Below are 22,688 nucleotides of genomic sequence, written 5' to 3'. Positions count from 1 at the left end.
CCAGGAGTGGGACCCCCAGTGCCAAATGGTTTTACTTACACCCTCTATATTTAACCGGAAACTGCCCCCGAAAAGCTGAAGCCTGTATTGCCGATCTTAAAATTACTCCAAGGAGGAAGGAAAATGAGGGACTTTACGGCCAGGCGAATCAGGGAAATACCACCTTCGGGAATAAGGCGCTTTTTTGATATAGCCGCTACCATGAAAGACGTTATCTCGCTGGGGATAGGGGAGCCGGACTTTGTAACGCCGGAGCCTATCATTGAAGCGGGGATCGCCTCCCTCCGCCGCGGTGAGACCCACTATACTTCAAACTCAGGCATTCTGGAGCTGAGGGAAGCCCTCTCTCAACATCTGGAAAAGCTTTACGGAGTAAAATACGATCCTGAAACGGAAATACTGATAACCGTTGGGGTATCAGAAGCTCTCCACATTTCCCTTCTGGCTACGGTGGAGCCGGGAGAAGAAGTGATCGTAGTAGAGCCATGCTTTGTAGCCTATAAGCCGGCAGTAATTTTCGCTGGAGGCGTTCCCGTAGTAGTAGAGACCAGACTCCAGGATAACTTTGAGGTCTCAGCCAGCCAGATCGAAGAGAAGGTGACACCTCGCACTAAGGCCATATTATTGGGCTATCCCAATAACCCAACGGGCGCCGTTATGAGCCGGGAAAAGCTGCTGGAAATCGCTTCCCTTGCGGAGAAGTACGACCTTCTGGTAATATCTGACGAAATTTACGACCGCTTGGTTTATGGGGTTGAGCATACATGCTTCCCTTCCCTTCCGGGGATGAGGGAAAGGACCATCCTTCTGGGAGGTTTTTCCAAATCCTACGCCATGACAGGGTGGCGGATAGGGTACGCCTGTGCTCCTGCCAGCATAATGGCTCAGATTCGGAAAATCCATCAATATGCTATAATGTGTGCTCCTACCACTGCGCAGGTGGCAGCTCTTGAGGCCCTCCGAAACGGGGAAGAATACGTGCGCCAGATGGTGGCTGAATACGATCGCCGCCGTCGCCTTATAGTCAGCGGACTGAACGAAATCGGGCTGGAGTGTTTTGAGCCCAAAGGAGCCTTCTACGCCTTCCCCTCCATAAAATCCACTGGGCTCAGCTCAGAAGAGTTCTCCGAAAGGCTCCTTTACGAAGAAAAAGTAGCCGTAGTGCCGGGCAATGCCTTCGGAGCGTGTGGGGAGGGGTTTATCCGCTGCTCTTATGCTACCGCCTATGAAAAGATTGAGGAGGCTCTGGGAAGGATTGAGCGGTTCGTAAAGAAGGTTGTAAAGAAATGAAAGTTTTCCTTACTTTCTTAGGGTGCAAAACCAACAGGAGCGAGCAGGAGGCCTGGGAGCGGGAATTTGTAGCTCTGGGGCATGAGATTTCTTCTCCTGAAGAGGCCGACTTTATCGTAATCAACACCTGCACTGTAACCAGCGCTGCATCCCATAAATCCCGCCAGCTCATAAGGAGAATGCATCGCCTGAATCCGGCCGCTAAGATAGTGGTCACAGGTTGCTACGCCGAAATTGCTCGGGAAGAGATAAACTCCATTGAAGGGGTCAGCCTTGTGGTTAAAAATTCGGAAAAGGAGTTCCTGCCCCAGATTCTGGTCGGAGCGAGGGCTCCGTGGGCTCCTCCGCTATCCCCTTCCCCAGGAGCTACCAGGGCCTTTGTGAAAGTTCAAGATGGATGCAACAATTACTGCACTTACTGTATTATTCGGGTGGCTAGAGGACGGGAGAGAAGCCGCCCCCTTTCAGAAGTGGTAGAAGAGGTGAAAAGGTTAGCCGAGGCCGGCTATAAGGAAGTGGTACTGACTGGAATCCACCTTGGGGGATACGGCTGTGACCTGGGGGTTGATCTGGCAAGCCTTATAAAGGCCGTTCTGGAAGAAACCCCAATTCAACGGTTGAGGCTTTCTTCCATAGAACCCTGGGATATACCTCCGGGCTTTTTCTCCCTATGGCAGGATCGCCGGTTATGTCGGCACCTGCATCTTCCTCTCCAGAGCGGGTGCGATGAAACCTTAAAGAGAATGGGGCGACGTTACACTGCAGCCCAATACGCCCACCTTGTGGAAGAAGCTCGATCGTGGATTCCGGACCTGGCTGTAACCACCGATGTAATGGTGGGTTTCCCAGGGGAAACGTGGGAGGAATTCCGTCAGAGCCTTGAGTTCATAAAGAAAATGGAGTTTGCCCGCATCCATGTTTTTCCCTATTCCCCACGCCCTGGAACCCCAGCCGCAGCTATGAAAGGCCAAGTTTCCGGAAAAATTAAGAGGGAAAGAGAAAAGCTCGTGGCCGAAGTGGGCAAGGAAAGCGAAAGAGCTTTTCAATCGCGCTTCCTGGGCCGCACAATGGAAGTCCTGTGGGAAACACCGGAACACCGGGAGGGAAAATTCCTGTGTTCCGGCCTCACTGATAATTACATTCGGGTTTTCGCCTTCAGCCCATGTCCTCTATCTAACGTTATCACGCCTGTGCGCTTAGTAGCTCTCGGGGAGGAAAAGGGACCAGACTCTGAAGGACCGGAAAGAGGGGTGTGGGGGGTTCTTGAGGGAGTGCCGGCGCTCAAGGAGATGGCATGCGTGTCCTGATGGTTTCCAAAGCCTGTGTCTTCAAAGTTTACCGGAAAAAACTGGAGGAACTGGCGAAATTAGGAGTTGAAATGTTCCTGGTAGTTCCTCGCTACTGGCGCGATGAGAGAGGGATTCTGCCCCTTGAAGAGGGGGAAGAAAATTACAAAATGCTCGTGGATGACTTGATTTTTAACGGGAATTACCATCTCCACTTTTACCTGCGCCTGCCCTTCCACCTGCGGAAAATCCAACCAAAACTGGTCCACATTGACGAGGAGCCATACAATCTGGCCACTTTCCAAGCCATGGTGCTGGCCAGAAAATTGGGAGCCAGAGCTCTATTTTTCACCTGGCAGAACCTCTACCGCCGCTACCCTCCGCCCTTCTCCTGGTTTGAACGATACAATTACCACCAATCCTCCTGGGCCATCGCCGGAAACCAGGAGGCTATGGAAGTGCTGAGGCGCAAGGGATACCAGAAGAGCATAAGCTTGATCCCACAATTTGGAGTGGATGAGGATATTTTTAAGCCTGATCCTGCCCGGGAAAGAGGCCAACCCTTTATCGTGGGTTATGCAGGAAGGCTTGTAGAAGAAAAGGGGGTTCACCTGCTCCTTAGAGCCATGGCCAGAATCGGCGGAGAGTGGGAACTTTTTATCCTGGGCACAGGGCCAAAACGCCGGGAGTTAGAAGAGCTCGCTCTTAGCCTCGGACTATCCCAGCGCACCCATTTCTTAAGCTTCCTCCCTTCTTCTCAGCTACCCGGCTTCTACCGCCAGCTTGATCTCCTTGTATTGCCATCCATAACGAAACCCAACTGGAAGGAACAGTTCGGGCGGGTTTTGATAGAGGCGATGGCCTGCGGAGTTCCGGTCATAGGTTCCACCTGCGGAGAAATACCCAACGTCATAGGGGATGCTGGCCTCGTGTTTCCCGAAGGGGATGAGGAAGCTCTCCGGGAATCCATCCTAAAGCTTATGAACGATGAGGGGCTGCGCCTTTACCTGGCTCGGAAAGGACGAGAAAGGGTTCTGGAAAGGTTTACTCAGAAAGCTGTAGCCCGTCAAACTTTTGAGGTTTACAATAAAATCCTTGGAGGAGTTTAGAACATGGCCCTTATACCTTCTTCCAAAATAGGCCTTGACGCCAACAGCCCTCTTGAGCCCAATGGGTGCCCAGCACCCCAAATGGCTGACCCCCGGATAATAGCCGATACCAGAACCAGTATGGTTCGCCTCAATTTCATCCTGGGGCCCTGGAATTCCCCCACCGATCGCTCCCTATACTGCAGAAGAACATGGTTTGAGACCTTTGACGCCATAGTGGACGGACTTCTGGCCAGAAATGTGGCGATATATGGTTTGATCGGTTTAGAATCGGTGAAGCCTGGGCCTGGAGATAATTTCCGCCGCAAAGCCCCGGGCCCTGGGGCAGAAGATTGGATCAAGAGGTATGTGGATAACTTTTACACAATTGTTGAGCGTTTCCGCGACCGCGTTTGGGTTTTTGAGCTTATAAACGAGCCCAACAACTGGTTTGGAGGAACTACAAGCCTTTTCCACCCCTACTGGATGGCTCGCATCCAGAAGGAGGTGTACCTGGCTGTTAAGCCCTCTTTCAACGTCCGCATAATCTCTGGGCCTATTCTTGCCCATGACCTTCCAACCGGCGCCGACACCGGAGCCTCTTATCTGCGTCAAATGTACTATTACGGAATAAGGGAATTAAACTGGGGTGAAGTAAAAAGTGCTTTCGGCTCATATCCTCTTGACGGGGTTGGCTATCACCCCTACATAGGCCAGACCAGAGACAGAGGGGTTGATTATATTCGGAACACTCTTCAGACTTACATCAACGCCATTTGGGAAAGCATAACGATTTATGAGGGTAAGAACACCTCAACGCGCATATACATTTCCGAAATTGGTTGGGATTCAGAGCAGGGCGATGATTTTCAAGCCGCCGCCATGGCGACAGCTTTTTACACTTTACTGAAAGATGAGAGAATAGGAGCAGCCATCTGGTTCTGCCTGCGGGATTTCCCCGGCACTACAAAAGGCCTCTACACTCAGGCTGGCTTTGGAACTCTTGCCCGCAAACCCATATACTACCGGTTCCAAGAATGGGCCAGCATATCCCGGACCCCTGAGCTTCTGGATGTTCCGCCGTCAGTGGGAAGGGATGCTTCCGGGCGCATTTACTGGCCCATTGTAGAATGTTACCTTAGGCATGGTGGGGAAAAAGTCCTCGGTCTTCCCTTCGATAATGGTGGAGGAGTCCCCGTTCACCGCTGGGGAAATGGTTGGGTTCAGGATTTCAAAACGCCCGATGGCTCTTTCAAGTCTATAATAATGCTTAGGGATGGAACCTCAAAAGCTTATATCCTGTGGGGCCCCATAAGGGACTACTACATTTACGAAAAAGGCGGAGCAGAAGGCCCCCTGGGTTATCCCGTAGAAGACCCTACCACCGATAGGTGGGGCTTGCCCAGGGTAAAATTTGAAAGAGGTGTGATAACCTTCAGGCCCGTGGCTCTTTTAACCTGAAGGATGAAAGAAAGAGTTGAGTGTAAGCCAGCATTGTATAGAAGGCCATAGCCAAGGCCAAAATTAAGCCATAAAGGCCGTCTTTATATCCCTCAAGTTTGAAATATCGCCTCCAGAATTCCCTGAGAGGCATTGAAAAAGGGCTCCAGGGTTTTGCCTTTATACCTCGTTTCCGCAATGTCCTTACCTCAAGGGGGAGGTAAACTTTCTGACGAGCGATGAATTCCGGCCATGTCCTGTAGTTATAGTGGATAATGTGGTGGCGGAGGTAGCCGGTTCCCCCTTCAACCACTACAATTTCATGGACCTCCCAAGCGGAATCGTAGTGAGCTTTTTCAGGGCGCAGGAGACGAAGCTGGTAATCAGGATACCAGCCCCCGTGCCGGACCCACCGGCCGCAGATGTAATTTTTTCGGGGTATCCACCATCCGCAAATGCTTTCCTTTTCCACCGCTTCCCTTATCTCCTGAGCTAACTCCGGCGTCACCCTTTCATCGGCATCTATAAAAAGAACCCAATCTGTTTGAACCAGCTGGAGGGCAAAATTACGTTGGTCTGCATAGTTCTGGAAAGGGTGAAAGAAAACCTCTGCCCCCATCCTCCAGGCAATTTCCACCGTGCGATCAGAGCTTCCAGAATCCAGCACGATGAGTTTATCGGCCCACAGGAGGGTTTGGAGGCATTCCTCTATGTTTTTCTCCTCGTTTAAGGTTAGCACCAAAGCCGTTATCCCCTTCATAAGCCCAAGGTTTCCTTTATTGCTCTATATGTATCCAGGCGTGTGCTGAGTTCTTCCCGGGATATAAAACCTTTCCTCGCCAGCCTTGAATCTGTCATAGCCCTGAACTCTAACCCTATTTTCACCAGTTTGCGGAAAGCTCTGAGAAACCACGGCCCTTTGTGCTTGGAGTAAAACCGGTAGCGGCTTTTCCAGAGCTCTATCATCGCTCTCTGGGGAAAATGGGATGTGCTTCTGGCAATGTAGTGAATTACACTGGCCTGGGGAACACAGTAGATAAGCCAGCCAGCTTTTTTGAACCGCAAACACCAGTCAATCTCCTCGCAATAGATAAAGAAGCTTTCATCCATGAGGCCCACTTCTTCTACGGCTTTTCGGCGGACCAGCATGGCAGCTCCCAAAGGGTGGTCTATGGAAAAAGGTTTACCCCTGCGGTAGAGGAAGCCCGGGTAACGGCCATTCAGAAGAGAAGAGTAAAGACGAGGGTGAAGGGGGAAAAAGTCAAAAAAGGTCTGGATAAGCCCCGGAAATCTGAAAGCTGAGGGTTGCAGAGAGCCATCAGGGTTCAGGAGCTTCGGACTTGCTACTGCCACCCCTGGGTTCTCCTCCATGAATTCCCGAAGCACTCCGATTGTTCCCGGGAGAACCTCTGTATCGGGATTAAGGAGGAAAAAATAATCGGGAGGGGATGGGGAAGCTAAGAGTTCTCGCATTACAAAGTTATTGGCCGCGGCGAATCCCACATTAGTTTCATGGGCATGGAGTTTGACCTGGGGGTATCTTTCCTTTATCATGCTCTGGCTTCCGTCAGACGAAGCATTGTCAAAAACCCAGATGGCTCCTTTCACTCCGGAAGCCATGAAATCCGCCAGCACCGATTCAAGACAACGCTCGAGGTATTGACGAACGTTATAGCTTACAATTATGACGGCAAGCATGGTTTTTAACGGATTATACCTTCCGGTATTTAAGGTGTCAACCAATGGAAGCAAAGACCAGATTAACTTTATCCGAGGATTTTTCTGTAAAAAGCAATGGTCTGGTGAGCTGATTTATCCCACGAGAACATGGCAGCCCTGGCAAGCCCCCTTTCTGTTAAATCCTTTCGGAGCTCCTGATTTTCCATAACCGTATCAATGGCCTGGGCGATGGAATCGGGCGAAAGTGGGTTGAAGTAGAAAGCAGCTTCCCCTGCCACTTCTCTGAGAGCCGGGATGTCCGAACAAATTACGGGAGCACTACAGCTCATGGCCTCCAGGACCGGAAGGCCAAAGCCTTCATAGAGGGATGGAAAAACAAAAGCAGCGGAAGCCGAGTAGAGGGCTGGAAGGTCGTCATCGGGCACGCGACCGAGCCAGCGAACGGAGTTTTCCAGCCCCAATTTCTGGGCTAAGGCTCTTAACCTCCAGGAGTTACGGCTCCCGGGACCGGCTATCGCTAAAATTGCGTTTGTGCGCGCCCTCGTTCGGGCAAAAGCTTTCAGGAGGTTTTCAAGGTTCTTGTGAGGCTTGTGGCTCCCTACGAAAAGGATGAAACGCTCCGGCAATTTGTATTTGAGGCGAACTGCCTCCCTTTCATGCGGGAGGCATGGCTGAAAGGCGGGGTCAGCAGCAAGGGGGATCATTGCCAATCCCTTGCCGCCAATCTTGAAGCGAGCTTTAAGGTCATTGAGGGTGGTATTGGATACAACGATAATTCCGGAGGAAGAAGAAAGAGCCAGAAGGAAGAGGTAGCGGAAAAGGAGCCTCGCCCTAAGAGAGACGCTCTGGGGATAAAGCAGGGGAATTAAATCGTAAACGGTCAGGAGGGTGACGGTAGCTGGCCTATAGGGCATTACGTAGTAAAGACTATGGTAAAGGCAGGGTTTCAGGTTTTTCAGGGCCAGAGGTATGAGCCACTGCTGGGCGAGGGAAAAGGGAGTGCTCGGAATGTCAAAGGTTTCCACCTTATCCCCGGAAGGGAATGGGAAAGAGCAGTGACCAGGATCGCGGATGAGCACCAGGCGCTCGTCTTTTTCCAGGAACTTTGGGATCTTCCAGGCCAGATTGATGCCATACCGTCCTATTCCAGGAAAGTGTTCATTAGCGATGCGCAGGTCCAGCACGTAATTAACAGGCAAAATTCCACCCTCGTTACAGGCCGTGCTGACGACGGAATTCCTCTATTTGCTGGCGGATTTTAGCCCTTTCGGCTAAAGCCGTTTCTATGGGGGTAGCAAAGTCCCTTTCAATGCTATCCACAAGGACCATCACATCCTCAAGGAAAACCTTAAGGGGTTCAAGGAGCCCAAGTTTTATAGGTTCTGAGACCTCTTCCTCAACCTTTGCTTTGCCACTGTCCCCGGGGTTAATATCTTCTCCAAGGCCCCCGAAGATTTTCAGGTTTATCCTTTCAACGATCTGTGGAAGGTTCCTCAGGAGGGTCTTTACGGATTCAAGGGCTTCGCCAAGTTCCTTGCCCGCCCCGAATGGCAACTTCTGGAGCAGCCTGGCAAAGAACTCTATAACGGCTTCGGCGAAGGGAAGGATTTTGCCAAGGGCTCTGGCCATCAGTTTGCCTGCTTCTTCCATAGAGGAAACAATTTCCAGGACAATCTCTTTTCCTTCTTTGAGGAGCTCCTGCCACCGGGCCAAGGCCGAAAGGAGTCTGCTCAGGGCCTCTTCGGCTTTCTCCACTGCCTCCTTTAACACGCTAATCCCCTTTTTTACTGTTTCCAGAGGCAACGTTATGGTCTTAAGGGCAGTCTTAAGAAGTGCGTCTATCCCGATTTTATCCAGTTCCTGATAGAGTTTAATGAGGGTGCGGAGTTTGGCTATTTCCAGCTCGTATTCAACTTTAGCGAGGTTCTGACCCGCTTTGAAGCTGCCTACCCCTCCTATGACTCCCAGGGTCAGAAGAGCTCCGCCAGCAGCTGCTCCCTTGAGGATTTTGCGCCTCCGGGTATCCATCTTTTTTCCCTCCTTTATATATCCAGATTTCGCACTTTACGGGCATGAGTTTGGATGAAACGACGGCGTGGGGGAACACTGGAGCCCATCAAAATGCTGAAAGTTCGGTCGGCGGAGGCAGCATCTTCTATGGTTACCTGTAAGAGGGTGCGCTTCTCAGGATTTAGAGTGGTATCCCACAACTGTTCCGGGTTCATTTCCCCCAGGCCCTTGTAGCGCTGGATGTTAGTTACTTTCCCTTTGAACTTTTGGATGAGCTTCTCTTTCTCCTCCTCATTGTAGGCATAATAGTGCTCCTTGCCTACCTGGATACGATAAAGAGGGGGTTGTGCTATGTAGAGATGGCCCCGCTCAATGATTTGTGGAAGGTAGCGGTAGAACAGGGTCAGAAGCAGGGTGCGAATGTGAGCGCCGTCTACGTCGGCATCGCAGAGAAGGATTATTCGGCCGTAGCGGAGGTTTTCTATGTTGAATTGTTCCCCCACCCCTGTGCCCAGGGCTGTGATTATGGCTTTGACTTCGTTGTTCTCAAGGATTTTGTCCAGCCGGGCTTTTTCCACGTTAAGGATTTTCCCCCGGATGGGGAGTATAGCCTGGAAGCGTCTGTCTCGTGCTTGCTTTGCTGACCCTCCGGCGGAATCGCCTTCCACTATGAAGAGCTCGGTCTGAGCTGGATCCCTCAGGGAACAATCAGCCAGTTTGCCGGGAAGGGTCATGCTTTCCAGCACGCTTTTGCGGATGACCAAGTCCCTGGCTTTGCGGGCTGCTTCACGGGCTCTGAATGTGGTCAGGCATTTTTCAACGATGGCTCTGGCTCCCCTGGGGTTCTCTTCAAGCCACCTGGAGAAAGCCTCGCTCATTACGGCTTCTACCTGGCTTTTGACTTCGGGGTTCCCCAGCTTGGCTTTGGTCTGGCTTTCAAACTGAGGTTCCGGAAGTTTCACGCTCACGATTGCCGTAAGCCCTTCCCTCACGTCTTCCCCTGTAAGGTTGGGGTCACTTTCTTTGAGCAAGCCCTGTTTGCGGGCATACTCGTTGAGGGTTCGGGTGAGAGCAGAACGGAAACCTGTGAGGTGGGTGCCGCCATCCACCGTATTTATGTTGTTGGCGAAAGTGAAAACCGACTCTGAAAACTCATCGGTATACTGGAGAGCAATCTCTACCAGTGTCCCGTTCACGGTTTTTTCCACATAGAAGGGAGGGTGGAGGGGTTTGCGGTTCTTGTTGAGATAACGGATGAAGGACAGGATACCGCCCTCGAAGTAGAAGGTCATTTCCTGGTCCGTCCGCTCATCCCGGAATTTTATAGTCAAGCCCTTAGTCAGGAAAGCCATTTCCCGGAACCTTTGAGCCAGGGTCTCAAATTTGTAGTTTATCTCCCGGAAGACTTCTTTGTCGGGCAGGAAGTGGACAGTAGTGCCCGTGGCGCTGTCCTTAGTGCGGCCCACTTTCCTTACCGGGGTCACAGGCTTTCCCCGCTCGTAGCGCTGGTGGTAGATGAACCCCCCTCTTTTAACTTCCACTTCCAGCCATTCGGAAAGGGCATTTACAGCAGATACTCCAACGCCGTGGAGGCCCGAAGCCACTTTATAGCTCCCGGTCCCGAATTTAGCTCCAGCATGAAGGGTAGTCATGACCACTTCCAGAGCAGGTTTCCCCGTCTGAGGGTGGATGTCCACAGGGATTCCACGACCGTTGTCCACCACCCTCACGGAGCTATCGGGGAGGATGGTGACTTCAATGTGGGTGCAGAAGCCGGCCAGGGCCTCATCCACTGCGTTATCCACCACTTCATAGATGAGGTGATGAAGGCCCCGGATGTCCGTTGAGCCTATGTACATTCCCGGACGCCGGCGGACAGCTTCTAGCCCTTCCAGAACCTGAATCTTGGAAGCATCGTATTCTCGCCAGTCCAATTTATCTTCCCTCCCCTGAGCGTTTCCCGGGTTATATTTTAGCATAAAACATTTGTTCGGAAAAATCTACTTTCAGCTCCGTCGCATCTCAGCCATCCTGTTCTGTCGGGAAGTTTTAAACAGCCTAATACGAGTTTGCAAGAGGGGCCAGGAAGAGGTATAAAATAAACGCCATGGTTAATATCTCCTTGGGAACGGCCATAGCTCTGGGATTGAAACTGGGTAAAGTGGCTCACCCCCCTACTACCGCTTACCTGATGCTGGGGGGCAAATGCCTGAGAGATTGCGCTTTTTGCTCGCAAGCCCGAAGCAGCAACGCTAAGCCCTATTCCCTTTCACGAATTTCCTGGCCCCCTTTCCCAGAAGAAACAGTAATTTCCAGACTTGAAGCCCTGGGTTCTCTCGGCCCCTTTAAGAGGATATGCCTTCAGGTCACCCACTCCCCCGGAGCTTTCCAGAAAACCGTGAGGCTGGTCCGTAAACTGAGGGAAAGGACTCCTCTGCCTGTAGATGCTGCTTTCCTCCCGCAGAACTTCAGGGAAGTTCAGATCCTGTTCGAGGCCGGCCTTGACCATCTAGGCTTTGGCCTGGATGCTGCCTCCGAAAGAGTCTTCGCCCGGGTCAAAGGGCCTGGCTGGGGAAAAGCCCTTAGCCTTATAGAAGAAACAGCTTACAAATACCCCGGTCGGGCAGCTGTTCACCTTATCGTGGGCCTGGGCGAGACAGAAGAAGAAATGATCCGGATGATTCAGAAGATGCATGACCTGGGCGTAATTACAGGACTTTTCGCCTTTACCCCTCTGGCTGGAACAAGGATGGAAAACTCACCACCCCCTCCCCTCGCTTCCTACAGACGCATCCAGATAGCCCGTTATCTCATAGTCCAAAATCTGGTCCGGGCTGAGGAGCTTTCCTTCTCCAGGGATGGCAAATTAATGGCTTTCCCTCCATTTGACCTGGAAGTTCTTTCCAGCGGTGAAGCCTTCCGAACTTCAGGCTGCCCCGATTGCAACCGTCCCTACTACAACGAACGCCCATCAGGCCCCCTATACAACTTTCCTTACCCCCCGTCCCCGGCTGAAACTCGCCGCGCTATAATGGAGGCAGGCATATGGCCGAAAGCTGGCGGCTTGTAGTAAGCGGCTTTGCCGATGGAGCAACCAATATGGCCATAGATGAGGCTATCCTTCAGGCTGTTTCGGAAGGCCTTGTTCCTCCTACTCTGCGCTTCTATGGGTGGGAACCTCCATGTCTTTCAGTAGGCCTCAATCAAGCAATCCTGGAAGAGTTAGACCTTGAAGAATGCCACAGAGCTGGCGTTGAGATAGTCCGCAGGCCTACCGGAGGCAAAGCCATCCTCCATCACCACGAACTCACCTACACCGTCGTTCTGCCTGCCTCCCATCCTCTGGCCGGAACGGGGGTTCTGGATTCCTTCCGAAGGATAAGTTATGGACTTCTCAGAGGTCTTGAAGTTCTGGGTTTGAAGCCCTATCAGGCAATACCACCCCGCCAGGGTAATCTCCCAAGCCCCGTGTGCTTTGAAGCTCCTTCCGATTATGAGATAGAGTGTGAAGGCAAAAAGGTCATAGGTAGCGCCCAGCTCCGTCGCAAGAATGCCCTCCTTCAGCATGGCTCTATACCTCTCAGAGGTGATATCGCGGCTATAGTCCGTTTCCTTCGCCTCGGAGAGAAGGAGAAAGAAGCCCTCAGGGAAAAGCTCCGCCAGAGGGCCTCAACCCTTTCGGACCTGCTGGGCCGGGAAATAACCTTTGAAGAAGCAACTGTTGCCTTCATCCGAGGCTTCCGGGAGGCCTTCAACCTGCTGTTGGTTCCTTCTTCCCTCACCCCTTTTGAAGAAGAACAAGCCCGCAGTTTGCGGAAAAAGTATTCAAGCGAAGAATGGACTTTTAGACTTGGAGGTTTAAAATGAGGGGAAAAATTTTAGCTTTAACCATCGTTTTATGCTTATTAGCAGCAGGATGCGCAACCCCTTCACCCACCCCCAGGGTAACAGTGGTCCTCCCAACTTTTACCTTTACCCCATCGCCAACGCCGACCTTCACTTCTACCCCAATTCCGTCTCCTTCGCCTGAAATCCCAACCCCAACTCCATCGCCGGAAGCTACTCCGACACCTTCTGCTCGGCCTCTTGTCCTTAAAGGGAAAATAGCTTTCCCCCTCTACGATCCCGCCCGCCAGACTTACGATATCTTTGTGGCCAACGTTGACGGTTCAGGCAGAAGGAAGCTCCTGGAGCAAGCCAGCCAGCCCGACTTTAACTCCGATGGCACCCGCATAGCCTATCGCTCCTGGGATAACGCAAGGCGTGGTATTTTTGGCCAGGTTATAGGAGGCGACTGGTGGAACATCCAGGGCACTCAGTGGCGGGCAGAAGCTGCTCGCCCCAGCTGGTCTTTCGACGATAAAGCTTTCGCTTTCCACTCCCGTGAGGATCCTGACCGCTTCCCCCGCATTTACATCACCACCCCCAGCGGCTACGGGGTTATCATGAGCGATATGAGTGGACTTTATGGCCCTGTTTTCGGAGAATACCCATCCTGGATGCCCGATGGCACAATCGTTTACACCGCCAGGCAATGCCGTGAGTGCGGACTTTTTGTGATAACAACCGGCGGGGCTGTTGTAAAACGCCTCACCACTGATCCCACCGACGCTGCACCAGAGGCTTCCCCGGATGGCCGCAAAGTCGTCTTCATGTCTATGCGCGATGGCAACTGGGAAATCTACATCGTCAACTCCGATGGAACAGGCCTCAGACGCCTGACTAAAGACCCCGCTATCGACGGTTTACCCACCTGGTCGCCCGACGGAAATTACATCGCCTTCCTGTCCAATCGGGGTGGAGAGTGGGCTGTGTGGGTCATAAGGCCTGATGGTTCAGGCCTAAGGCGCCTCTTCAACCTCGGTGGAAGCCCTGACGGCATCGTGGGAATTGACCGGGAAAACTCCAGAGGCTGGCTTGAAGAGAGGATAAGCTGGACTTGGTAATCGGAACCTGCACTCTCGAACTGCACCTCCCAGGGAACGGTTCTCTGAAAGATAAAAGGAGAATACTTCAATCCATAATTCGGCGGGTCCAGAGCAACTTCAACGTCTCCATAGCCGAAATAGGCGCTCAGGATCTCTGGCAGAGGGCCGAGCTGGGAATCGCCTGCGTCTCTACCAGCTCAGAGGAAGCGCATCGCCTTCTGAGCAACGTAGTGGAATGGATTTTACAGCACTACCCTCAGGTAGAGCTCATTGATTACCGGATTGAACTTCTCTGAGGAAAACGTCAAAGGGCACAACCCTTGAAAGAGATTCGGTTCTTCTTCTGACTTCAACCCCTCCCTGAGATAAGGAACGCTTGCTTACCACCACCCTCCAGGGCAGGCCTATTAGGTCGGCATCGGTAAACTTTACTCCGGCGCTTTCATCCCGATCGTCAAACAGCACCGCTATTCCCTCGGTCTTGAGCCGAAGGTAAAAGCTTTCTCCTTCGGTGAGGCCTTCTTCTCCAAGGCCTATGAGGTGAACGTGGAAGGGGGCTAAAGGCTCGGGCCAAAGCAACCCCTTTTCATCATGATTTAATTGAGCTACTGCTTCCAGAAACCGGTATGGGTAAAGAACCATAAGGATGGCCCATGGGTGATCCTTTCTCCTCTCGGGAGTATTGAAAGAAAGGCCGCGGCGAGATGTGCCCTCGGGGCCAGCCATCCGCAGTGATGCCACCAGAAACCCCCTGGCTTCTTCAAAAACAGCCTGGCAGAAAGGACATCGGTCCCCGGCCCTGGCCAGGGCCAGATCCCCTTCCAGATTTGCCTGGAAATCTCTGGGATAATTTACCCCGATTAAATGGTAACCTTCCCGGTTAGCTCCGGCTACAAAGTTAGCTCCGCTTCTGAGGGAGCTATCCACCGCAACAGTTACCCCTTTGACCCCTATGGGCGAAGCATAACCAGGCACTATACCCGCAAAGAGCAGTTCCCCTTCGGTAGAAGGTCTGAGCGTTACCCAGCCCAGTTCTGATGAAAGCTTAGCCTCGCTTACCTCCATATCCCCTCGGATTACAGCGAAAACTATTCTCTCATCCTCTCCGGTATAAAATACAGCTTTAGCCGTTTTACTTCTGGGAACCCCCAGGAAGGAAGCCAGGGACTCAATAGTAGTGCAATTGGGGGTTGCCACCTCTCTCGGGGGCTCTAACTCCTCGGGAGGGAGGGGTTCTATATGAACCCTGGCCCAGGCAGGAGGCGCTGAATACCCGCAGCCTGGACATACCACCACCCTCTCTTCCCCCTCAGGGTCTGGCACAATCCAGTCCCATCCCTTTCCGAAGCCGGGAAAAGGGCTGTGAAGCTTGCACGACTTGATCAACCTCTCGGCCTTTTCGCTCAAAGCTTGCCACTGTTCCCGGGCTGAACCCTCATCCGGTAAAAGTCCCAATAAAAGGTAAGCCTTCCCTTCCGGCAGGTAAAAGGGAGAAGTTTTACTGAGGTACACTTCTGATTCCAAGTAGAGAGGGAGTTCCCGGTACGATGCGAGCTCTTTGGAAACAAGGAGCAGGAGCTTTTCTTCAGGCGATAGGGGCTCACAGAAGGTTAATTCAATTCTTTGAAACTCCGGGGCAAGAACTTTCTCCCAAAGAGATTTGAGCTTCTCCAAGGCCAGGGAACCGAGGGGCAGGATGGAAAAGGGCTCCCTTCGGAGGAAACCTGCCCTTGCCAGGAGCTTAAGGCCCGTGCTTCCTCTCTCCTCCACCTGCCTCAAAGTACGGCCGAAGAGCTTGCTCATCCGCATAATTTAACACCCTTTCCCGTAGCTCCATTGAGTCTGGGCCTGAGAAAAGCTTGCTTTCAGCTCCCCGTAAAATTTAAGGGTTTCGCTGGCTATTCCCTCCCACCCAAATTTAGCCGAAAGCTTCTTGGCTCCTTCTCCAAGCTTATTACGTAAGTTGAGGTCCTGACTTAGCTCTATGACCGCTCGCGCTATGGCCTCCGGGTCATCAGGGGCCACAAGCTTGATGTTCTCCCCATCCCTGAGCTCTTTAATAGCCACCCGGGGATGCGTGCTTATGATCGGCAAACCATGGATTAGAGCTGCATGAAGGCTCCCCCTTCTGAGAGATACCCCATCTCTATAGGGCAAAACGCAGATATCAGAGGCGATCAGGTTAGCCGATACCTCTTCAGGAGAAGTGTACCCGGTCCATTTAACCCTCTCTTCAAGGCCCAGTTCTTCTATCAATGCTTTCACCTTGCGAGCGTACTCCAGGTTGGTGGGATCACTGGAGCCAGTTTCCCCACCCACCATCAATAGCTTTACCGGATAACCTTCTTTCACTAACCGGTGGAGAGCCTTTACCAGGGCTTCCACTCCTTTGGTTTCGTTCAAAAAACCGAAGTGGGAAAGGAGTATGTCCTCCTTGGCTACCCCCCAGCGTGCCCGCCAGTGGTCGCGGTGGTAATTGGGTGGCAGCTCTGGCCTTATATTGGAGCCAATGGGGATGTGACGGATTGGTGAAAGGGGAAAACGGCGAAGCCCTTCAAACCTCCGTCGCAGGTTCAGGAGATCTTCCACGTTGGTGACAATAACTCCATCACTCCCTAACCCCATGAGGGTAATGGCCCACTCTCTCAAAACTCCAGCCTTGGGGAAAAGGTAGGGGACCCTTAAATCGTGAAAAGTGGTTACAATCAGGGGGCGGTTCCGGAGAAGCTTAAGACGCCACGGCAAGAGGTTAACAGCCGGGTGCATGTTATAGGCAGCCGCCTGATATTGAATGTGAAGCACCTGGGGTTCTTCATAGCGAATATACTTTGCAATTTTACTCCAGTGTCCCCAATCCCACTTTTCCATTGCTGGATAGACTTTCAGGGGAGGAAAATTGGCTTCCCTTGCTTTAACAGAAGTGATAACGCATACTTCAACCCCCTGAGCAGCCATTGCCATTGCTAACTCTTTTGTGTAATCCCCTACTCCCCCCTCCATGGGGGGAAATTCACCTGTTACAAAGCAAACTTTCATTCTTCCCACCCCCTTAAAAGCCCTGAAATCAAAATTTCCCGGTAGCTTTCCATGCCTCTTTTATGCTCCGGCCGCCTGGTGAGGAGCCATTTAATCGCTTCTTCTGTGAAGAGGATAAAATAGTTGAACACCAGAAAAATGTGGAGGAAAAGCCCCCAGAAGGGGCCGAAATATTTGCGGAAGTAGAGAATTTTGCTCCTCTGAAAGCGAATGTGCTGAAGGGGTTTCACCTGCTCGCTGGACTGGGCCGAGTGATGGACTACCTGGGCATAGGGAAAGTAGACGATCTTGAAGCCCAAGGATTTAATCCTGCGGCACCAATCCAGCTCCTCGGAATACATGAAAAAATCCTCGTCCAGGAAGCCGGCAGCTTCCACTGCCTCCTGCCTGACCATTAGGCAGGCCCCGGTGAGCCAATCCACTTCCTGAATCTCGTCATCGGATTTGTCTGCTATGTAATAGTGGCGAAGCACGGGATTGTTCTTCCAGAGACGCCACTGGATAATGGTGCTTTCCAGAAAAGCAGTGAGGAGGGAAGGGAAACGGCGCCTTGAGGGTTGAACAGTTCCGTCGGGATTAAGGAGTTTAGGACCAATTACCCCCACCTCCGGGTTGGCCACCATGAAATCAAGCATGCGGGAGATGGCATCCGGTGCAACCTCCGTATCAGGGTTTAAAAGGAGGAAAAAAGCTGGTGGGTCTTCCATCATCCGGCTTTTAAGGATAAGGTTATTGGCCCTGGCAAACCCCAGGTTAACTTTGCTGGTTAGGAGGCGAACCCAGGGGAAAAGAGAGCACACCATTTCCACACTGTCGTCGGTGGAAGCATTGTCTACCACAGTGACATCCCCCTGGTAGCGGGCAGGAGAAGAGGTGAAAGAGATATCGGTAGATTTTTCCAGGCTTTCCAGACAACGTCTTAAAAGGGCTGATACATTCCAGTTTACGATTATAACAGCTAAATCAGAACTCATCTCCTCAACGGTTTCGCTCCACAGCGAAATCGGCCAGGGCTATAAGGGCTGAACGATATGGGCTCTCAGGGAGGAAGGCGATAGCCTCTTTGGCCCTTCCCACGAAATTCATGGCCTCTTTTATGGAAAGCTCTATAGCTGGAGAACTCCGAATTCTCTCTATAAGTTCTTTCAGAGCCCTTTCCCTTTCCTCAGGCCCGGCCTTTAAGGCTTTCACCACTAAACTTTCATCGCCTCCGTTTTCCACAAAGTAAAAGACGGGCAAAGTCACAATTCCCTGGCGGAGGTCACTCCCGGCGGGTTTCCCCAGAATTTCCTCATTTCCGGTAAAGTCCAGGACATCATCTACAATCTGGAAGGCGTTTCCGAGATTTTTCCCGTATTCTTTCAGGGCCTGGATGGCTTCCTCGGGAGCATTGCTCAGCACCCCTCCAATCTCAGCGGAGGCCTCAAAGAGGGAAGAGGTTTTAGCATAAATTCGGTAATAGTAATCTTTGTGTTCTTGAGGCCAGCCGAAAGCTCCAAAAAGCTGACGGATTTCGCCATCGCATATAGTTTTGAGGGCCTGGGCGAAGATCTTAACCACCCTTGGGCTTCCGGTCATAGCTGCCAGAGAAGCAGCTCTGGCGAAGAGATGGTCGCCGGCCAGAACCACAGCAGCGGGGGGCCATAGACTATTGAGGGTAGGAACACCGCGCCTGGTAGGCGACTGGTCTATAAAATCATCGTGAATAAGGGTGGCAGCGTGAAGGAGTTCCATAGCCGCAGCGGCTATTATGGGCCTTTCTCCGTCAGCAGGGTAAAGCTTTGAAGCCAGGATTGTAAGAGCGGGCCGAAGACGTTTGCCTCCGCTTTTTAGGATGGTCTCCACGGAATTAGCCAGAGGCTTGTAGCTTAACCCCCCCTCCGAAAGGATGAGTTCTTCCACTTTTTTGAGCTCTTCTTTGACTATTCCCAGAAAGGGTAGAACCTTCAAACCTTACCTCCCTTTATCCAGACGGAAAATTTGGCGGGCATTTTCTAACATTTTCTGCCCCACTTCCTCCAGGCTCAGGCCCTTTATGCCGGCCACAGCCTCAGCCACAAAGCGCACATAAGCAGGCTCATTGCGTCTGCCCCTGTAAGGATGTGGAGCCAGGTAAGGGCAATCGGTTTCAATAAGGAGCCAGTCTATCGGTGTTTCTTTAACTATAACTGGCAGCTTCCGGGCATTCTGAAAAGTAAGGGGGCCCGCTACTGATATAAAGAAACCCAGCTCAAGGGCTTCCCGAGCCATCTCCAGACTTCCGGAAAAACAATGCATTACCCCATAGGGCGGGGATAGTCTACCGGGGTTGCGGGCGATTTCTTTCAAAAAATTCAAGGTTTCCTGGTGAGCCTCCCGGCTGTGGATGATTAAGGGTTTCCCCAATTCCCGGGCCAGCTCTATGTGAAAGGCAAAAGCTCTCCTCTGAGCTTCCTTAGGCGATAGATTCCGGTAGTAATCAAGGCCTGTCTCGCCAATGGCTACCACTTTTGAGTGGGAGGCCAGCTTCCTGAAAGCCTCGCCCATCTTTTCATCCAGCGAGCTGGCATCGTGGGGATGCAGGCCCACAGAGGCATAGACGAAGGGGTATCTTTCCGCCAGAGAAATGGAATCCAGACTTGAATTGACATCAGTGCCAATGTTGATTATGAGGCGAACGCCTGCTTCCCACGCCCTCTCTATAACCTCATCCCTATCGGGGTTGAATTCCGGGAAATCCAGATGCGTGTGAGAATCTACAAGTTCCATTTCATCAGCTTTTCCAGCAAAGTCAATTTAATTTTAACATAGATTAACAGGGCAAGCAACCCTCTCAGGGATCAGGGCGCGAGTGAGGGTATTCCGCCCACAAAACCCATGCCCGAACTCCAGCTAAAGGGTTGCCAATTTTCCCTAGTAGTGATACAATCTTAACCCGGCTTTTCCGTAACTTTGAGTGAAAATTGAGGTGAAAGATGGCTAATCCAGATCTGATCCTCCTCCATCCTCCAAGTGTTTACGATTTCCGCACCAAAACCATCCTTTACGGCCCTATAAGCGACCTAATCCCGTCAACCCCGATTTTTGAGATGTATCCTATAGGTTTTACCACGATAGCCGAATACCTGGAACGCCACGGATTCAAAGTCAGGATAATAAACTTAGCCGTCAGGATGTTGGCTTCTGAACGCTTTAACCCCGAAAATTTGATTTCATCCCTCAATCCCTTGGCCTTTGGGATAGATCTGCACTGGATGCCCCACTGCCACGGAGCTATAGAAGTGGCCCGCCTGGTCAAAAGATATCACCCTCAAACCCCCGTTATACTCGGAGGATTTTCCTCCACTTACTATCACCGCGAACTTATAGAACGACCCGAAGTAGACTTCGTGGTCCGGGGAGATTCTGCGGAGGAGCCTCTCCGGTTGCTTATGAAGCGAATAAGAGGGGATAAGGATGCGCCTCCCCTTGAAGCCATCCCCAACCTGACCTGGAAAGATGAAAAGGGAGAGATCCACATAAACCCTCTAAGCTGGATTCCTCCCGATTTGAACTACGTGCTTTTAGATTACAGCTACGTCGTAAGAGCGGTAGCCCGCTACCGAGATTTAATCAGCTTTATACCTTTCAAAGGATGGCTCGGCTATCCCATCACAGCTGTTCTGACCTGCCGCGGCTGCACGCATTCCTGCCGGACCTGTGGGGGATCTGCCTACACTTTCAGGAAGCTGCATGGGCGCTCTGAGCCCGCCTACAGGGATCCCGAACTTCTGGCCAGAGACATCCGTAATATTGCCCGCTTCTCCAAAGGCCCTGTGTTTATCCTCGGAGATCTGCGCCAGGCAGGGATGGATTACGCCGACAGGTTCTTCAAAGCCATTCAGGGATACGAGGGGCCTGTCATAGTGGAGCTATTCGATGCTGCCGATCGGGATTTCTTCAGGAAGTTAGCTCGTGCCCTGCCCAATTTCGTTCTGGAAATTTCCCTGGAAAGCCATAGCGATGCTGTTCGGCAGGCCTTCGGACGACCCTATACCACAGCTCAAGCCGAAGCCACTATGGAATACGCCCTGGAAGCAGGATGTAAAAGGCTGGATGTCTTCTTCATGATTGGCCTTCCCGGACAGGACTTTTCTTCAGTTATGGAGACAGTGGATTACGCTGGCAAGCTTATCCGGGAATTCAATCGGAACCGGAGCCCACGCCTTTTCCCCTTTATCTCACCCATGGCCCCCTTCCTCGATCCCGGGAGTGCGGCCTTTGAGGCTCCAGAACAATACGGCTATAGGGTTTTCTATCGCTCTCTTGAAGAGCACCGCTTTGCCCTGGAGCAGCCCAGCTGGAAGTATATCCTTAGTTATGAAACCATATGGATGAGCAGGGAAGAGATAGTGGAAAGCACCTATGAAGCGGGGCTCCGCCTCAATGAGCTCAAGAAAGCATATGGTCTGATTTCTCCGCGCAGGGCAGAAGACGTGAGCTCCCGCATCCACAAAGCTCGCCTCCTCCTCCGCCTTATCGACGACGTCCTTACCATGTCCAATAGTGCCCTCAGGGATAAATTCCTCAGGGCTCTGAAACCCCACGTGGATAATGCAAACACTTCCACCGTCTGCGATAAGGAAGAGTTAAACGTGCGGCTTGGGTTCTTCAACTTACGCCTCCTCAGAAGTGCTACAATACTTTTCCGGGGAGCTGAGTCATGAGTCCATGCCTCAAGACAGCAGAGCTACGGCTTCCCCCCACCTTTGTTTCCCTTCGCTATCACAATTACCGCCTCTGGTTTATCGGGCAGGGCTTTTCCCTCATGGGGATGTGGATGCAATCGGTAGCTCAGGGCTGGGTGGTATACGAGCTTACGGGCTCCCGTTTCGCCCTGGGTTTAGTCTCGTTTATGGGAACGATCCCCACCATTTTTTTAACGCTTCCGGCAGGCGTGATAGCTGACAGAACCCCCAAGCGCCATCTCCTTCTGGCGACCCAGGTAGCCCTTATGTTGTTTGCTTTTACCCTTACCGGGCTGGCGGCTGCCGGAGCCCTCCAGATCTGGCACATAGCCCTCGTGGCTTTCCTCTCTGGAATCGTTAACTCCTTTGATGCACCCGCCCGACAGGCCCTGGCCGTGGAGTTGATTGAAAACCGGGAAGATCTCATGAACGCTATTGCCCTTAATTCCACAATGTTCAACCTGGCCAGAGTCATAGGGCCGGCTATTGGAGGAATCGTGCTGGCAAACCTGGGCCCAGCCTGGTGCTTTGGGATAAATGGCTTAAGCTTTCTGGCTGTGATCTCTGCCCTTGTGCTCATGAATTTTAAAGATATTTCCTACGCTCCCTCCTCAGAGCCCATCTTCCGTCAATTGGCCGAGGGTTTTCGCTATATTTCAGGGAATCGTGTAACCCAGATAATAGTGCTCATCGTGGGGGTTTCCACCCTTTTCGGCTTCTCTTACTCAACCCTTATGCCTGCATATGCAGCAGATGTCCTGAAAGTGGGTGAAAGGGGCCTTGGCTTTCTGAACGCAGCTGTTGGTATCGGGGCTCTTTGTGGTTCTTTGATAGTTGCCTCCCTGGGTCGTTTGCCCCGTAAAGGCTGGCTTCTTCTAACGGGAAGCCTCCTTTTCCCCAGTGCTCTTTTAGTTTTCGCCTTTTCTTCCAATTACCTCTTATCCCTCGTTTTTCTGGTCCTGGTGGGGGCTGGTTTTGTAATCCAGAACTCCACAGGCAACACTCTTCTTCAATCGGTGGTGCCTGACAATTTGAGAGGTAGGGTTATGGCGGTCTTTTCCTTCATGTTTTTCGGTATGGTTCCCTTTGGCTCCCTCCTGGCGGGAAGCATCGCTCAGTCCTTCGGCCCCGTAGCGGGGGTAGCATTCGGAGCAGGGGTAAACCTGCTTTTCTCCCTGGCAATCCTGCTGTGGGTCCCTGCCATACGTTCGGTTTGAGCAGGTG

Annotated in this window: 20 protein-coding genes; 10 read left to right on the top strand and 10 right to left on the bottom strand. The window is 52.0% G+C overall.

Going from position 1 to position 22,688, the window contains the following annotated elements; translation table 11 throughout:
- Window positions 1-123: 123 nt before the first annotated feature.
- From NZ653_00545 to NZ653_00530, 4 genes are read left to right on the top strand one after another with little or no spacing between them, the layout of a single operon-like run.
- Window positions 124-1,290, top strand: a complete 1,167-nt coding sequence (locus NZ653_00545) for an aminotransferase class I/II-fold pyridoxal phosphate-dependent enzyme (protein ID MCS7285618.1) — start codon at window positions 124-126, stop codon at window positions 1,288-1,290.
- A complete protein-coding gene (gene mtaB, locus NZ653_00540; GenBank protein MCS7285617.1) occupies window positions 1,287-2,597 on the top strand; it encodes a tRNA (N(6)-L-threonylcarbamoyladenosine(37)-C(2))-methylthiotransferase MtaB in 1,311 nt (436 codons plus the stop codon). Before NZ653_00545 ends, mtaB begins: the two co-directional genes overlap by 4 nt.
- Window positions 2,585-3,685, top strand: coding sequence for a glycosyltransferase family 4 protein (locus tag NZ653_00535; GenBank protein ID MCS7285616.1), 1,101 nt, complete (start codon window positions 2,585-2,587; stop codon window positions 3,683-3,685). The genes mtaB and NZ653_00535 overlap by 13 nt, the downstream gene beginning before the upstream one ends.
- A gap of 3 nt (window positions 3,686-3,688) precedes the next feature.
- Window positions 3,689-5,125 (top strand): hypothetical protein, encoded by a 1,437-nt coding sequence (locus NZ653_00530; GenBank protein ID MCS7285615.1) that lies wholly within the window; start codon window positions 3,689-3,691, stop codon window positions 5,123-5,125.
- Here the strand turns inward: NZ653_00530 and NZ653_00525 are convergent.
- The 5 genes from NZ653_00525 to gyrB all read right to left on the bottom strand — a co-directional run bounded on the left by NZ653_00525 (window position 5,100) and on the right by gyrB (window position 10,773).
- A complete protein-coding gene (locus NZ653_00525) occupies window positions 5,100-5,864 on the bottom strand; it encodes a glycosyltransferase family 2 protein (GenBank protein ID MCS7285614.1) in 765 nt (254 codons plus the stop codon). The two genes, NZ653_00530 and NZ653_00525, sit on opposite strands and share 26 nt — an antisense overlap.
- Window positions 5,861-6,802, bottom strand: coding sequence for a glycosyltransferase family 2 protein (locus tag NZ653_00520; GenBank protein ID MCS7285613.1), 942 nt, complete (start codon window positions 6,800-6,802; stop codon window positions 5,861-5,863). Before NZ653_00520 ends, NZ653_00525 begins: the two co-directional genes overlap by 4 nt.
- A gap of 68 nt (window positions 6,803-6,870) precedes the next feature.
- Window positions 6,871-7,983, bottom strand: a complete 1,113-nt coding sequence (locus NZ653_00515) for a glycosyltransferase family 4 protein (GenBank protein MCS7285612.1) — start codon at window positions 7,981-7,983, stop codon at window positions 6,871-6,873.
- Between the two features lie 13 nt (window positions 7,984-7,996).
- Window positions 7,997-8,812 carry a hypothetical protein gene (locus NZ653_00510; GenBank protein MCS7285611.1) on the bottom strand — a complete coding sequence of 272 codons (816 nt, stop codon included), beginning with the start codon at window positions 8,810-8,812 and terminating at the stop codon, window positions 7,997-7,999.
- Between the two features lie 14 nt (window positions 8,813-8,826).
- Window positions 8,827-10,773, bottom strand: a complete 1,947-nt coding sequence (gyrB, locus tag NZ653_00505; GenBank protein MCS7285610.1) for a DNA topoisomerase (ATP-hydrolyzing) subunit B — start codon at window positions 10,771-10,773, stop codon at window positions 8,827-8,829.
- Between the two features lie 128 nt (window positions 10,774-10,901).
- Here gyrB and NZ653_00500 point away from each other — a divergent pair, with 128 nt between their 5' ends.
- Genes NZ653_00500 through NZ653_00485 form a run of 4 tightly spaced genes read left to right on the top strand, consistent with a single transcriptional unit; the run spans window position 10,902 to window position 14,018 of the window.
- Window positions 10,902-11,864, top strand: coding sequence for a radical SAM protein (locus NZ653_00500; protein MCS7285609.1), 963 nt, complete (start codon window positions 10,902-10,904; stop codon window positions 11,862-11,864).
- Complete coding sequence (locus tag NZ653_00495; GenBank protein MCS7285608.1) at window positions 11,840-12,661, top strand: lipoate--protein ligase family protein; 822 nt, start codon at window positions 11,840-11,842, stop codon at window positions 12,659-12,661. The genes NZ653_00500 and NZ653_00495 overlap by 25 nt, the downstream gene beginning before the upstream one ends.
- Window positions 12,658-13,740, top strand: a complete 1,083-nt coding sequence (locus tag NZ653_00490; GenBank protein ID MCS7285607.1) for a hypothetical protein — start codon at window positions 12,658-12,660, stop codon at window positions 13,738-13,740. Before NZ653_00495 ends, NZ653_00490 begins: the two co-directional genes overlap by 4 nt.
- Window positions 13,734-14,018, top strand: coding sequence for a DUF503 domain-containing protein (locus tag NZ653_00485; protein ID MCS7285606.1), 285 nt, complete (start codon window positions 13,734-13,736; stop codon window positions 14,016-14,018). The genes NZ653_00490 and NZ653_00485 overlap by 7 nt, the downstream gene beginning before the upstream one ends.
- On the opposite strand, the gene NZ653_00480 is transcribed toward NZ653_00485, so the two are convergent.
- The 5 genes from NZ653_00480 to NZ653_00460 are packed head-to-tail and all read right to left on the bottom strand — an operon-like array spanning window position 13,990 to window position 19,506.
- Entirely contained in the window at window positions 13,990-15,531 is a 1,542-nt protein-coding gene (locus NZ653_00480) for a His/Gly/Thr/Pro-type tRNA ligase C-terminal domain-containing protein (protein MCS7285605.1), read from the bottom strand. The genes NZ653_00485 and NZ653_00480 overlap by 29 nt on opposite strands.
- A 3-nt stretch (window positions 15,532-15,534) precedes the next feature.
- Window positions 15,535-16,758 (bottom strand): glycosyltransferase family 4 protein, encoded by a 1,224-nt coding sequence (locus tag NZ653_00475; protein MCS7285604.1) that lies wholly within the window; start codon window positions 16,756-16,758, stop codon window positions 15,535-15,537.
- A complete protein-coding gene (locus NZ653_00470; GenBank protein ID MCS7285603.1) occupies window positions 16,755-17,732 on the bottom strand; it encodes a glycosyltransferase family 2 protein in 978 nt (325 codons plus the stop codon). The genes NZ653_00475 and NZ653_00470 overlap by 4 nt, the downstream gene beginning before the upstream one ends.
- 4 nt (window positions 17,733-17,736) lie before the next feature.
- Window positions 17,737-18,708, bottom strand: a complete 972-nt coding sequence (locus NZ653_00465) for a polyprenyl synthetase family protein (GenBank protein ID MCS7285602.1) — start codon at window positions 18,706-18,708, stop codon at window positions 17,737-17,739.
- Window positions 18,709-18,711: 3 nt separating this feature from the next.
- Complete coding sequence (locus NZ653_00460; protein MCS7285601.1) at window positions 18,712-19,506, bottom strand: TatD family hydrolase; 795 nt, start codon at window positions 19,504-19,506, stop codon at window positions 18,712-18,714.
- Between the two features lie 206 nt (window positions 19,507-19,712).
- On the opposite strand from NZ653_00460, the gene NZ653_00455 reads away from it, so the two are divergent.
- Together NZ653_00455 and NZ653_00450 are read left to right on the top strand one after the other, a co-directional pair.
- Window positions 19,713-21,443 (top strand): TIGR04190 family B12-binding domain/radical SAM domain protein, encoded by a 1,731-nt coding sequence (locus NZ653_00455; GenBank protein MCS7285600.1) that lies wholly within the window; start codon window positions 19,713-19,715, stop codon window positions 21,441-21,443.
- Window positions 21,440-22,681 (top strand): MFS transporter, encoded by a 1,242-nt coding sequence (locus tag NZ653_00450; GenBank protein MCS7285599.1) that lies wholly within the window; start codon window positions 21,440-21,442, stop codon window positions 22,679-22,681. Before NZ653_00455 ends, NZ653_00450 begins: the two co-directional genes overlap by 4 nt.
- Window positions 22,682-22,688: the final 7 nt, after the last annotated feature.

The organism is Anaerolineae bacterium (assembly GCA_025062375.1).
GTDB lineage: Bacteria > Chloroflexota > Anaerolineae > SpSt-600 > SpSt-600 > SpSt-600.
Note: the sequence above shows the minus strand (reverse complement) of the source record. Positions and strands in the feature narration are given on the sequence as shown.